This is a genomic window from Aneurinibacillus terranovensis DSM 18919 (genome assembly GCF_000430625.1).
Lineage (GTDB): Bacteria > Bacillota > Bacilli > Aneurinibacillales > Aneurinibacillaceae > Aneurinibacillus_B > Aneurinibacillus_B terranovensis.
The window spans coordinates 13,989-27,555 of sequence record NZ_AUMJ01000044.1; the positions used below are offsets into that span (position 1 = coordinate 13,989).

13 protein-coding genes are annotated in these 13,567 nt (G+C 46.9%); 12 read left to right on the forward strand and 1 reads right to left on the reverse strand.

Translation table 11 applies throughout. From position 1 onward, the window contains the following. Window positions 1-367 precede the first annotated feature (367 nt). Window positions 368-751 (forward strand): NUDIX hydrolase, encoded by a 384-nt coding sequence (locus H525_RS0108160; RefSeq protein WP_245590432.1) that lies wholly within the window; start codon window positions 368-370, stop codon window positions 749-751. Beyond that, the gene (gene deoC, locus H525_RS0108165) at window positions 748-1,407 is read left to right on the forward strand and encodes a deoxyribose-phosphate aldolase (protein ID WP_027415810.1); all 660 of its coding nucleotides are present in this window, start codon (window positions 748-750) and stop codon (window positions 1,405-1,407) included. Before H525_RS0108160 ends, deoC begins: the two co-directional genes overlap by 4 nt. Before the next feature lie 38 nt (window positions 1,408-1,445). On the opposite strand, the gene H525_RS0108170 is transcribed toward deoC, so the two are convergent. Continuing rightward, window positions 1,446-2,378, reverse strand: coding sequence for a Na/Pi symporter (locus H525_RS0108170; protein ID WP_035100388.1), 933 nt, complete (start codon window positions 2,376-2,378; stop codon window positions 1,446-1,448). Window positions 2,379-2,769: 391 nt separating this feature from the next. On the opposite strand from H525_RS0108170, the gene H525_RS0108180 reads away from it, so the two are divergent. The 10 genes from H525_RS0108180 to H525_RS0108225 all read left to right on the forward strand — a co-directional run bounded on the left by H525_RS0108180 (window position 2,770) and on the right by H525_RS0108225 (window position 13,011). Next, complete coding sequence (locus H525_RS0108180; protein ID WP_155837189.1) at window positions 2,770-3,033, forward strand: RNA polymerase sigma factor; 264 nt, start codon at window positions 2,770-2,772, stop codon at window positions 3,031-3,033. A gap of 38 nt (window positions 3,034-3,071) precedes the next feature. Then, window positions 3,072-3,587, forward strand: coding sequence for a protease complex subunit PrcB family protein (locus H525_RS0108185; RefSeq protein WP_027415813.1), 516 nt, complete (start codon window positions 3,072-3,074; stop codon window positions 3,585-3,587). Window positions 3,588-3,702: 115 nt separating this feature from the next. Next, window positions 3,703-4,950 carry a DUF445 domain-containing protein gene (locus tag H525_RS0108190; protein ID WP_027415814.1) on the forward strand — a complete coding sequence of 416 codons (1,248 nt, stop codon included), beginning with the start codon at window positions 3,703-3,705 and terminating at the stop codon, window positions 4,948-4,950. A 116-nt stretch (window positions 4,951-5,066) separates the two neighbouring features. Continuing rightward, entirely contained in the window at window positions 5,067-6,434 is a 1,368-nt protein-coding gene (locus H525_RS0108195; protein ID WP_035100389.1) for a sensor histidine kinase, read from the forward strand. After that, a complete protein-coding gene (locus tag H525_RS0108200; RefSeq protein ID WP_027415816.1) occupies window positions 6,412-7,053 on the forward strand; it encodes a response regulator in 642 nt (213 codons plus the stop codon). Before H525_RS0108195 ends, H525_RS0108200 begins: the two co-directional genes overlap by 23 nt. 345 nt (window positions 7,054-7,398) lie before the next feature. Continuing rightward, on the forward strand, window positions 7,399-8,391 hold the full coding sequence (locus tag H525_RS23305) for an ABC transporter ATP-binding protein (protein ID WP_035100390.1): 993 nt from the start codon (window positions 7,399-7,401) through the stop codon (window positions 8,389-8,391). Further along, window positions 8,373-9,344 carry an ABC transporter ATP-binding protein gene (locus H525_RS0108210; protein WP_027415817.1) on the forward strand — a complete coding sequence of 324 codons (972 nt, stop codon included), beginning with the start codon at window positions 8,373-8,375 and terminating at the stop codon, window positions 9,342-9,344. Before H525_RS23305 ends, H525_RS0108210 begins: the two co-directional genes overlap by 19 nt. A gap of 23 nt (window positions 9,345-9,367) precedes the next feature. Then, entirely contained in the window at window positions 9,368-11,023 is a 1,656-nt protein-coding gene (locus H525_RS0108215) for an ABC transporter substrate-binding protein (protein WP_027415818.1), read from the forward strand. 73 nt (window positions 11,024-11,096) lie between these two features. Then, a complete protein-coding gene (locus H525_RS0108220; RefSeq protein WP_027415819.1) occupies window positions 11,097-12,101 on the forward strand; it encodes an ABC transporter permease in 1,005 nt (334 codons plus the stop codon). 13 nt (window positions 12,102-12,114) lie between these two features. Beyond that, the gene (locus tag H525_RS0108225) at window positions 12,115-13,011 is read left to right on the forward strand and encodes an ABC transporter permease (RefSeq protein WP_027415820.1); all 897 of its coding nucleotides are present in this window, start codon (window positions 12,115-12,117) and stop codon (window positions 13,009-13,011) included. The last annotated feature ends 556 nt before the right edge of the window (window positions 13,012-13,567 follow it).

The following is a 13,567-nucleotide window of genomic DNA, read 5'->3' on the forward strand; positions in this document are numbered from 1 at the left end:
TTGGACGAATACCACGGCAATATGTACAGCATTTATAGACGCAAATCGATTGATAATCTTCCCGGTCGTTCTGATCTTCCCGTACATAACTCAGAAAACATTCCGGACAAGTTAGTGAATGGAGCATTCTTATCCTCCTATCCTGATCGGTCTGTTAAAAATATATTGTAAAAAAACAAAAATATGTCGGATGGATGAATGATTCTTTTAATATCAGAGAATAAAGAGTAAAATATGGAGAAAAAGTGGTAAAAACTTATACAACATATACGTTATTGATTCTGTTCGTAAGGAGGGATAAACCGTGGTAAAAGAAATTTCAGCCGGCGGTGTCGTCTACCGGCGCCGGGGTGAAGAAATTGAATTAATGCTAATCGAAGACCGGTATATGAAAGTATCTTTACCAAAAGGCAAGCAGGAAAAAGGAGAAACAATGGAACAAACCGCTCTGCGTGAAATCGAAGAAGAGACGGGCATTCAGGGCAAGGTGATCGAGCCGCTAAAGACCATTTATTATGATTACTACAACCCCGAGGTTGGCACCATCAAGAAAGAAGTCCATTATTACCTTGTTGAAGCGCTGTCCGGAACATTGGTTCCACAGGTGGAGGAGATTAACAAAGTGGACTGGATGTCGCCGGAAGTGGCGTGGAAGAAACAGGACCGTAATGGTTACGACAACAACATTCCCGTATTAAAAAGAGCGTACGAGATTTTAGGAATTCAACACCGGAGGGGAAAAACTTCATGAGCGAACATATCGCATCTTATATTGACCATACACTGTTAAAACCTGAAGCGACCGACGAGATGATTGATAAATTGTGCCAAGAGGCACGAAACCATGGCTTTTTTGCGGTTTGTGTCAACCCCTGTTGGGTGAGCCGTGCGAAAGAAAATCTCACTGGCAGCAAGGTAAAAGTGGCAACCGTTGTCGGTTTTCCGCTGGGTGCCGCCACCTCTGAAGTAAAAGGGTTTGAAACCGTACAAGCCGTTGAGGACGGTGCGGATGAGGTTGACATGGTTATCAACATCGGGGCCTTGAAAGCCGGAGATGATGAGAAAGTCCGCCTTGATATTATGGCGGTTGTCAATTCGGCCGATGGTAAACCTGTTAAAGTGATCATTGAAACAGGCCTTTTAACAGAGGAAGAAAAAGTCCGCGCCTGCAAGCTAAGCAAAGAAGCCGGCGCCCAATTTGTGAAGACTTCCACGGGGTTCGGGCCTGGAGGGGCTACCCTTGAAGATGTTTCCTTGATGCGCAAAACAGTCGGTCCTGAAATGGGGGTTAAAGCGTCCGGCGGCGTCCGCAGCCGTGAGGCAGTGGACGCGATGATTCAGGCAGGCGCTACCCGTATCGGTACGAGCAGTGGTGTCGCCCTTGTAAAAGATAAAACTGAGTATTAATCGTAAGAAAGACGGGCACGAAATAGCGCTCGTCTTTCTTACCTCGGCTTTATTTTATCCGGTATGAAGAAATCGGCCAGCAAAGCGATTGAGTACGTAAAAGGCAAGGCGATTAGGGAGCATACGATATTAAAAATTGTCTGGGAATGGGCAATTTGTAAGTCGGGTGAGTCGGTCAGCCACGAAACGATGGAGGCAAGCGGCTGAATGAGCGGGATAAACAAAAGTACGCCGGCCACATTGAGAAATACGTGGACCCAGGCCACCTTTTTGGCCGGCACGCTGGATCCAACGGCGGCCAGCACAGCGGTAACGCATGTGCCAATATTGCTGCCCAGCACGATGGCAATCCCCGTAGCAAGCGGGATCATATTCTGGTTCATAAATCCCATCGTAATGGCGGTAACGGCGGAACTGCTCTGAATGATAGCGGTAAGTACGGCGCCGATCAGGATGGCTGACAAATAATTCCCCGAAGCATGGGTGAGAATTTTGGGCAGCCATCTCATTTCCTGAAGCGGGCCGATCATTGCCTGCATTACATTAATACCGAGAAATATACATCCGAACCCGGCAAGGGAGGCCCCGACCGCCCGCCACGGTGAACGTGGAATGAACCAGAGAATACAGCCTACGATAAAAACCGGCAGGGCATGTTTTCCAAGGTCAAGGGCGATAAGCTGGGTTGTAAACGTAGTCCCGATATTTGTCCCGAGAATAATCCCGATGGTTTGGGGAAATGACAGCAGGCGCGCGTGTGTGAGGCCGATCGTCAGAACCGAAACCGCGCTGCTGCTCTGTGTAATCATCGTTACGAGTGTTCCGGTAATGAGACCGCGGGCAGGGGTTTTGGTAAATCGAATAAGCCATGCCCGCATGTTATCGCCTGCCAAATTAAACAGCCCCATTCGCATCATATGCATACCGCCGATGAAAAGGAGAAGGCCTGTTAGTAATCGGGTGATAATCATGATTATCTTGTCCCTTCTGATTTTTTAATAGATAAGTATTTCCGGCAGTTGAACATCTGGGCATTGAGCCCTCTCAAACCATATATATTCATCAGTTCGGACGGGCATTCCGTTTTTGAAACATTAATGAAAGTGAAAAAGGAGGGAAGAGAGAGGAAATCGTGTAAAAAAATCCCCCGTTTCAGGTGAATTCCCATGAAACGGGGGATTTTTTTACAATGGCCTGCCGGCCTCGCGTTATCCACGTTTTTCTATATTGACATTTTTATCATTCGAGTGTAATTTTACACTAAAAGATGATATTTACAATGCCTTTTTTGGCTTGTTTTTCCATAGAAAATGGTATAAAAGGATAGTAGTATAGAAAAAGGGGCAGAGGGATGTGGATAATGTGAGCAAGATAAATGGTTTAACCAGCAAAGCCGAAGTGATTGACTTTCTACGGAAAATAGAACTTCCTGTTTATCGAATGGCTTTTCATATCCTTCAAAGTGAAGAAGCGGCGATGGAAGCTTCCAGAAAAGCTTTAATAGAGATTTATGTACAGGCGGATAAGCACGGCGGAGATATGAAAGGGATCGCCTGGATTAAGAAAATTGTCGTTCATATCTGCATGGACGAATATCGTATAAAAAATGTGAGAACATGTAGATAAGAAAGTTTGTTTTCTTATCTACCGGAAAGGGGATAACGATGAAAACACACGCGATAAAGTTTTTTCTCCTGAGTATCGTTGCAGGGGCCGCGATGGCGGGCGGTGTTGGCTACGCATTTCCGGGTCCTGCAAAAGCTTGGGCAGACCCTGTTCCAGCATCATCAAAATCGAACGGCAAAACGGAGCAGCCTATGGAACACGCAAAAGAATTACCATATGAATCGGTATATTCTTCCGAGTTAGGCCTGGACCACAATAAAACGGTGCCGGCTAACATAAATGAATGGTACGACGGCAAACGCCTGACCGAGTTTCAGGGTGTCACTCCATTCGATGGAGCTTCATATGTTGCGGTTTCCCGTGGAGAATGTTCGAACCCCGGCTATAATGTGAAGTTAATTGGCGTTTACGAAACGGATCATGAGATCATTGTAAAGGTAAAATATATAAATCCTGACCCCGATAAAACGTATATACAGATGATTACCCATCCGTCCATTTTGTTTAAAGTAAATAAAGACGGCAAACCGTTCCGATTCGTCATCGAAAAGTAACCAGCCGAAAAGCAAAACCACGCGAAATGAAAATCCTGCGCGTGGTTTTGTCATAACGCAGAAATTCAGTTATAGTTAGAATGTATGAAATACTATGTTTAAAGAGGGAACCTTAATGTCAGGACAAGCAAAACACCTAGCAAGCATTTCGCTTGGAATCATGGGGGCCGGCTTTATTGCTACGCTGCCTTTCCAACAATCCGTTATTGGAAGTGTTCTGCAGGGGGGCTTTGAAGCGGGGCTGGTCGGCGGACTGGCAGACTGGTTTGCAGTGACTGCGCTTTTTCGCCATCCGATGGGCGTGCCGATTCCGCATACCGCGCTTTTGCCTAAAAATCGCAAACGAATCACAAACGCGCTCGTTTCCACCATTGAAAATGAGTGGTTAAATAAACAAAGCATCATCGAAAAAATGAGGCAAATCCGTATCACGGAGAAAATTTTTGAATATATGGAACGGGAACTCTGTTCTGACTCTGTAAAACAATCGTTTGTTTCGATAAGCCGCCATCTGCTTCTTGCCATTCGGCCGGATACATTCGTTTCTTTTATCGAGAGCGAACTTAGAAAGTATATGGGAGAGTTGGATACGAGGAGTATCCTGCAGTACCTTGCAAGAGAAGTGGTCGACCGGGAGTACGATGAAAAAGCGCTTGACTTTCTTCTGGGCAAAATTGGCGAGTGGGCGATAAAAGGGGAAACCCGTCATAAGCTGGGTGGCATGCTGCTGCATGCGCTTGAAAATATTGAAGTAGACGGTTTTATGCAGTTTGCCCTCAAATCTTTTACGAGTATTGTCAATGAAGACAAGATGGGCGGGATTATTCAGAACTTTATCGTTCGCGCCGTCAGCAATCTTCGTCATACGAATGATCCCAACCGCGTGCTTATCCTCCAAACAATTCGGTCGGAGCTAGGAAATCTGAAGGACAATGAGAAATTTATCGCGGAACTTGATGAATGGAAAAATCATTGGATCGACCAATGGGAGATTGGCAAGAAAGTAACAGGGATTTTGCTTACTCTGCAGCAAAAAGCCTTATCCTTCATCGAAAAGCCGGAATACGTGAAGAACTACCTTCTTCCATTTCTTACCGGTATGCTTGAGAAGTGGAAAAATAGTCCTTCTGCTGTGGAAAAATTCGAGAACTGGATCCAGCAGCAGATCGCCCGTGTTATTGAAGAGAACCACTCCAAAATTGGCCGCCTTGTCCAGGAGAACCTGGATAAACTTGACAATGAAACGTTGATTCATATGGTGGAGGATAAGATCGGGGGCGACCTCCAGTGGATACGGGTAAACGGGGCGCTTTGTGGTTTTTTAATCGGATTGGTTCTTGTTGGTGTAAAAGCAATTTTATAATGTGATCCCCGGCCTCCCTGACAGGAGGCCTTTTTACGTATTAAGCCAGCGAAAGGGAGGAAAAGGTTGCCTGTTTGACGAAGTAAGTTTTTGCGCCGATTGCGCAACATCAAACAATGGTGGAGGAAGACGTGCTTTTGCGAATCGTAACATCCCGGGTTGTCTGGGTAAGTGTGCCCTTTATTCTATTTGCCATACTTTTGCCGCTATGGTTAAAACCCGAACACCTTGGCCTTTTTGACCGGTTAGCTTCGTTAGAAATGCACCCTTCAGGCAACCTGCTTATGGTCACTGTATTTTTGCTTATGGTGTGGAAGGTTGTGTTTACACTACCGTATTATATCGGCTGCTTTTTGCTGGCGGACCAAATTGGAGAGAGAACAGGGGTTATCTGGTTGAAAACCGTTCTGCCGCTTCTGTTATTTCCGCTGCTCCCGTTTGAAGGTCACCTGTACCGCTCTGTCGGCTTTCAGGTTGGAATGCCTGATGTGATGCTCCTCCTCTCGATTGTACTTTTACAACGACTGGGGAAGGACAGGCTCGGACTGGGCATGAAATCGCTCGTTCTAACCCAGCTGCTTATCGGATTTCAATGGCTGCTTGTTGTTCCTTTTCTCTCATTTCTAGATTTCGGGCATTATCCGGCCGTTGCCAAATTAAAGGAAATCGCGGTTCACATTGGGTTTGACAAAGCGCTTGGGTTGTATGGTGTCGTACTTTGCTTAATTTTTATTGTCAATGCCGCAATTCTTGCTGCTTTTCTGACGGTTGCCGGTCAGAAGTGGAAAATGACGGAGACGTTGCATCTTGCCCAGCTTGAAGCGATACAGTCGCGTTCCGGCCGCGAAGTCCTGCAGCTTGTCCACGATTTAAAAACGCCGCTTACCTCAATCGAAGGGCTGATCTCCTTAATCGGTATGCGCATACATGATGCAAAAGTTAAAGAATATTGCGCGATCATCTCAAACTCAATAGGTTCCATGAGTGAGATGATTTCAGAAATGCTGTATGAGGATCGAAAGAATTGGTGCAGTCTTCACGAATTAATGAATTATGTACGAGCCAGCCGGTTAAGCGGGACGGGAGCATCGGTTGAGATAGAACTGCCCGAACAAAACGTATATATATGGGTAAATAAAATCCGCGTAACCCGCGCCATTGTTAATCTGATCGACAATGCATTGGACGCTATCAAAAACAAGACGGCCGGTAAGGTGGTGCTGCGCGCCAGAATTAACGCAAATGAAATTTGGATTGGGGTATCGGATAACGGGAATGGAATTACAATGGATGAACAGGCAAAAATTTGGCAGGCCGGGTACAGTACGAAGAAGAATCCCGGACTGGGCCTTTCTTTCGTTCGACAGGTGGCGGAAGGGCATAACGCGATGATTACGATCGAGAGCGAAGTGGGCAGCGGGACTACGGTGTGGCTTCACCTGCACGGAGGAGATGAATGGTATGAAAATATTAGTCATCGATGATGACGCAACGGTTCGTTTTATGCTCAGTGAGATTTGTGCCATCGCTAACTGGGAAGTCGTGATAGGCAGCAATGGCCGCGAGGGTTTGGAAGCGCTTACGAAAAATGAGATCGATGTAGTGTTAGTTGATTACCATATGCCGGAAATGGACGGATTACAGACGGTTCAGCATCTGCGCAGAATGGATCGCAACGTTCCGATTCTCGTGCTGACGGTAGACGAACGGCAGGAAATCGCGGACCGGTTTCTCGACCTGGGGGCGACGGATTTTGCATTAAAACCGGTCAAGGCTCCCGACTTAATTTCGCGCATTCAATTGCATATGCGCCTGGCTCAATACACCCGAACGATGGGAAATGAAATAAGCGAGCGGTTACCAGCGGATGATTTATTTGAGACAAAAGGGATAAGTAAAACGACGTTAGTTCATATCATTAGCTACCTGCGAACCAACCCTCAACCGTGTACCGTGGATGAAATCACACAGGAAGTCGGCCTGGCGTACCCGACTGTCTACCGTACACTCGTACACCTCATGCAGAAAGGAAAAGTACGCACCATCATTAGCTACCAAAAGGTTGGGCGGCCTAAAAATAAATATGAATGGTTGAAGGATTAATCCAAAATAAAGAACCACATTTAGAAATGTTGCCTAAATGTGGTTTAAGCTGAAGAGACCTAACATGATACTCTCCCCTTTCCCAAACTTTACTGATTGAGGTTTCCCTTTACCCTTATTATAGTCTCCTATTCATGCTTTTAGAGCAGAACAGGGAAAACGACCCGAAACATTCACAATGAGGATACCTGTTTTTTTCTTTTTTTTCTGTTGTCCTGACTTTTTGATAAATATATACTAAAAATCAATCGGGATTTGTTATCTGAATATTTTAAAACTAATAAAATGAGTAAAGATACCAACGATAAAAGCAAAATTCATCAAGAATAGACGGAGGTGGAAAACATGGAGCCATTGCTCAGCATTAACGGGTTAAAAACACACTTTTTTACGAGCGAAGGAGTCGTCCGCTCTGTTGACGGCGTTGACCTCACCATCCGCAGGGGTGAAACGCTCGGCGTTGTAGGTGAATCGGGTTGTGGGAAAAGTGTCACCGCTCTTTCCGTTATGCGCTTAATTCCTTCCCCGGGCAGGATTGTCGAAGGGGCGATTATCTTTAAAAATAGCGACCTGGCAAAAGTTCCGGAAAAAGAGATGCGTGATATACGGGGAAACGAGATTGCTATGATTTTTCAGGACCCGATGACAAGTCTGAATCCGGTGTACACGATAGGAATGCAAATCGCTGAAACGATCCGGCTTCACAAAGGCTTCGATAAGAAAAAAGGGATACAGCGTGCCGTCGAGCTCCTGCGCCAGGTAGGCATTCCCCGCGCCGAACAAATTGTCGATGAGTATCCGCACCGGTTGTCGGGCGGGATGCGGCAGCGCGTGATGATTGCGATGGCTATGGCATGCGATCCGAAGCTTCTTATAGCGGACGAGCCGACCACAGCGCTCGATGTAACGATTCAGGCGCAAATTCTCGATTTAATGAGGGCTTTGAAAAAAGAACACGGGACATCTATTCTTATGATCACCCACGATTTAGGGGTCGTAGCGGAAATGTGTGACCGCGTTGTCGTCATGTACGGCGGTAAGGTGGTAGAGCAGGCGGATGTCGAAACGTTGTTTGAGCATCCGGCACATCCATATACCCGCGGACTGCTTCAATCGATTCCATCCCTTGAAGAAGAAAAAGAATGGCTCGATTCGATTCCCGGCAACGTTCCCATCCCGTCAGAGATGCCGGAAGGATGTAAATTTGCTCCGCGTTGCCCGCATGCTATGGACAGATGCCATATCGAGGAGCCGCCGCTGTATGAGCTGGCCGGCGGACAAAAGTCTCGCTGCTTCCTGGCAGCTGGGGAGGGTACCCTATGCCGGATGTCTTACTAAAAGTCAGTCATTTAAAAAAATATTTTCCGATTCGCGCCGGACTCTTACAGAAGACGGTTGGCTACGTAAAAGCCGTTGACGATGTAAATCTGGAAATTAACCGTGGAGAAACATTCGGACTTGTAGGCGAATCCGGCTGTGGCAAGTCGACAACAGGCCGTTCCATCCTGCGCCTGATTGAGCCGACGAGCGGAGAAATCCAGTTTGACGGAAGGGACATTCATTCTCTTTCTGGAGCTCAAATGCGAGGTATGTACCGGGATATGCAGCTGGTGTTCCAGGACCCTTACGCTTCGTTGAACCCCCGCAAAACGATAGAAAAACTCATCGAAGAACCGATGATCATTCATAATATGTACACCCCGGGGGAGCGAAAGAAAAAAGTTCATGAGCTTCTCGAACTTGTCGGGCTCAATGCGTATCATGCTTCACGCTATCCCCATGAATTCTCGGGCGGACAGCGCCAGCGCATTGGCATTGCCCGGGCGCTTGGGCTTCAACCGAAGCTGGTGATATGCGATGAACCCGTTTCCGCGCTGGATGTATCGATTCAGTCGCAGGTGCTTAATTTGCTTAAGCAACTGCAGCAGCAGTTACATCTTACATACATGTTTATTGCTCATGATTTGAGTGTGGTGAAACATATCAGCGACCGGGTTGGCGTGATGTATTTAGGGCGAATCGTTGAGCTTTCCGACAAAAAAAGCCTATACGAAAAACCGCTGCACCCGTATACCCAGGCTCTCTTATCCGCGGTGCCTGTGGCTAATCCGAACGCGAAGCACGAGCGGATTATTCTCGAAGGGGACGTGCCCAGTCCGGCTAACCCTCCAACCGGTTGTACTTTCCACCCGCGCTGCTCGGCCTGCATGGATATCTGCAGAACGGAGCGCCCCGTTCTCCGCGATATCGGAGACGGGCATATGGTGGCTTGCCATTTATATAATCAATAAAATCTAAAGGGGGCTTTTGAGGAATGAAAGGTTTTAAAAAATCGTCACTTCTTTTTGCATCTGCGGTTCTCGCCACTTCGCTTACGATGGCGGGCTGCGGCGGGGGAAACAAAGCCGCCAGCAGCGATTCACAGGGTAAATCGGCTGATACGGGAAGCGGTGGGGGCGGAACATTAATTTATGCGCGCGGGAGTGATTCCGTTTCACTCGATCCGCAGAATGTAACAGACGGGGAATCCCTTAAAGTTACAAAAAATATTTTTGACACGCTGGTCGATTACAAAAAAGAGAATACAGAGATTGTACCGGCGCTGGCGACGGAATGGAAATCGTCTCCGGACGGAAAAGTGTGGACATTTACGTTGCGTGACGGCGTGAAATTCCAGGATGGCACTGACTTTAACGCTAATGCTGTCGTGTTTAACTTTGAACGCATGATGGATAAAAAGAACACGTACCATACAGGAGGAAACTTCGATTATTTTCCTAGTATGTTCGGTGGTTTTAAAGGGGAAAAAGGTGCCGTAATTAAAGAAGTGAAAGCGCTGGACCCTAAACATGTGCAATTCACGCTTAATGTACCGCTGGCACCGTTCTTAGCCGATATCGCGATGCCCTGCTTCGCAATTGGCAGTCCGAAGGCCATTCAGGAAGAAAAAGATAAATTCGGCCAGCATCCTGTTGGAACAGGCCCATTCAAATTTGTAAGCTGGACGGCGAACGATTCGATTATCCTTGAGAAAAATAAAGATTACTGGCTCGCCGGGGCACCGAAGCTTGATAAACTGATATTTAAGGTCATTCCGGATAATACGGCCCGCCTTACAGCCCTTCAATCGGGAGAAATTGATGTTATGGATGGCTTGAACCCTTCTGACGTGCAAAACGTTCAAAATAATAAAAAATTACAAGTGCTTTATCGCCCGTCTAACAATATCGGCTACCTGTCTTTTAATGAAACGAAAAAACCGTTTGATAATCCGAAAGTGCGTAAAGCCCTCTCTATGGCGATTAATAAAAAGGCGCTCGTTGAAGCTTTCTATGGCGGGCTCGGTGAAGTGGCTAAAAACCCAATGCCGCCGTCTCTGCTTGGCTATAACAACGATGTAAAAGACTATGACTACAATCCGGATGCCGCCAAAAAGTTGCTGGCTGAGGCAGGATTCCCGAATGGATTCTCCATCGATTTCTGGGCGATGCCAAAAGCGCGTCCGTATATGCCTCAACCGCAAAAAATTGCCGAAGCGATTCAAGCTGATTTCGCTAAAATCGGGGTTAAAACGAACATTGTCAACATGGAATGGGCAACGTATCTCAAAAAATTAGAAAATGCCGAACATACCATGGCGCTCTTCGGATGGCAGGGTGATAACGGGGATCCGGATAACTTCCTCTATGTACTGCTTGATAAAGACAACGCCAAACCGCCGGCTGCGCAAAACGTGTCTATGTATAAAAATGATAAATTGCATGATTTGTTGATCAAGGCGCAAACCACGCCGGATAATAAAGTTCGCGAAGATTTGTATAAACAGGCACAGGTCATCATTCACGATGATGCACCGCTCGTTCCGCTGGTTCATTCCAAAGAAGCTTTGGCCGCCAGTGCGAACGTGAAAAACTTCGTTCCACATATGACGGGGTCGGATAAATTTACAGATGTAACAATTGAAAAATAGTACAGCAGCGCTGGAAAGAGTGTGTGGTAAAGCATACACTCTTTCATTCTTACCATTAAGGCAGGTGAATCACGTGTTATCTTATATTATCAGGCGGCTCCTTCAACTTATTCCGGTTCTGCTTGGAATGTCTATCGTCGTATTTTGCATTATTCATGCGATCCCGGGTGACCCCGCCCAGGTTATTTTGGGTGAACACGCAACTCCGAAGGCCATCCAATCGCTGCGTGAGCAGCTTCATTTAAACGACCCTCTGTATAAGCAATATTTTTATTATATGAAAAATATCTTAACCGGCGACCTTGGTGAATCGTTACGCACTCAACGGGCCATTTCCAGCGAAATAGGGCCTTATTTAGCTGCAACGCTTGAACTGTCCGTCGTGGCGTTAGTTTTCGCCGTCATTATCGGCGTGAACGCAGGAATTATTGCAGCCTGGAAACGTGCGACATGGTTTGACTATATCGCCATGCTGGTAGCGTTAGTAGGCGTTTCAATGCCTGTATTCTGGCTTGGATTGATGGAGCAGTGGGTGTTTGCCCAGCAGCTTGACTGGCTGCCTTCCATCGGACGGTTTAATACACGGGAACCTATTACACCGATTACCAATTTATATTTGATTGATACGATGATCCAGGGAAACTGGGCCGGATTTACTGATGTAGTGAAACATTTAATTTTACCAGGCGTTGCGCTGGGTACAATTCCGATGGCAATTATCGCCCGCATGACGCGCTCCTCTATGCTGGAAGTCATGAAGTCAGATTATATTCGCACGGCCCGCGCAAAAGGGTTAAAAGAGTTCTGGGTCGTTTACCGGCATGCGTTAAAAAACGCGTTGATTCCTGTACTTACCGTTATCGGGCTACAGCTTGGCTTGCTGCTTGGCGGTGCGGTGCTGACTGAGACCATTTTTGGCTGGCCCGGCCTTGGTCGGTACATTTACGACGCGATTGGCTTCCGGGATTATCCCGTTGTCCAGTCAGGCATTCTCGTCATTGCGTTTCTGTTTGTGCTTATTAATCTCATCGTGGATATTTTGTACGTGTATATCGATCCGCGCATTCAATATAAGTAGAGGGGGAATAAAAATGGAAACGCTCGTACAATCCAATTCCGGTAGAGCCAGGGCCGCGGTTAGCCCGCCGAGTTCTCCATGGCGGGATGCATGGAACCAGCTAAAAAAACAAAGAATTGCGCTCGTTGGACTGGGAGTTATTCTTCTTTTCATTCTCCTTGGCATTCTGGCTCCTCTGCTTACCCCGTATTCATGGGATCAGGGGAAGCTGTCGGACCGGTTGATCTCTCCCAATTCACACCATTGGCTAGGAACAGACGACCTGGGGCGGGACCTGTTAACCCGTATCCTGTACGGTGCCCGCATCTCTATCTGGGTTGGGTTTTCCTCAGTGGCGGGTTCGATTGTGGTAGGGACGGTTCTTGGCCTGATAGCTGGGTATTTCGGAAGCGTAACGGATACGGTTATTTCCCGTATATTTGATATTATGCTGGCCTTTCCAAGCATTTTGTTGGCGATCGCCATCGTCACCATTCTGGGGCCAGGCCTTTCCAATGCATTAATTGCCATTGCGATTGTAAATATTCCGACCTATGGGCGGCTTGTCCGGTCTAAAGTTCTCAGCGTGAAAGAAGAAGAGTACATTGTAGCTGCGAAAGTTATTGGGATGAACCATACCCGCATTATTTTTTACCATGTGCTCCCCAATAGCATTGCGCCTGTCATCGTACAGGGGACGCTCGGTATAGCCACGGCGGTCCTGGAAGCGGCGGCACTCGGGTTTCTCGGTCTCGGCGCCCAGCCGCCTCAACCGGAATGGGGGAAAATGATAGCCGACTCCAAAGATTATTTAACGAATGCGTACTGGACCGTTCTCTTCCCGGGACTAGCCATCGCGTTTACCGTGCTGGGCTTCAATCTGTTTGGCGACGGCCTCCGCGATGCGCTCGACCCGAAAATGAAACAGTGATAAACATTCATATGTTTTAAGACAACAGAAGAACTAGAATTTCCGTTTGGTGCGTTAAAAGTAGCTGATGGTGGATTCTTCGGAACCGTCTTTGTGTTATTTAAGCTAAGTCGCATCGCCTGAGGACCAGTCCAAGAGTATCCAGAAGGCCGAAAAACACCGCCTCCTACTTGTTTATCGATATTGGTATATCATTAATCAGAATTAAGCCGTTACCCTGAATAGCTCCGTCAGTTAAAATTTTATTTCCTTTAAACAAAGTCATTCCTGCACTCTGATCCCCTATAGGAAGAGTGGCAGTAGAAGGAATAGAAGCACTCGGATATGTTTTTCCACCAGAACCAGCCGTATATAATTTTAACGAGTACCCGGCAGGTACAGTACCGTATATTTTCCTACCGCACCCGCGTTCGGATGGAACGTTTTATCCGGGTACCCCGCTACGATTTTTTGATCTACGCCCTAAACAACCGACAGATAGCCCCAAAAAGTTTTCGGTGCGTCGCTGAAATTACCTGTATTTTGATAGGGTGAGATAAGTGGAATTTCCAGAGCA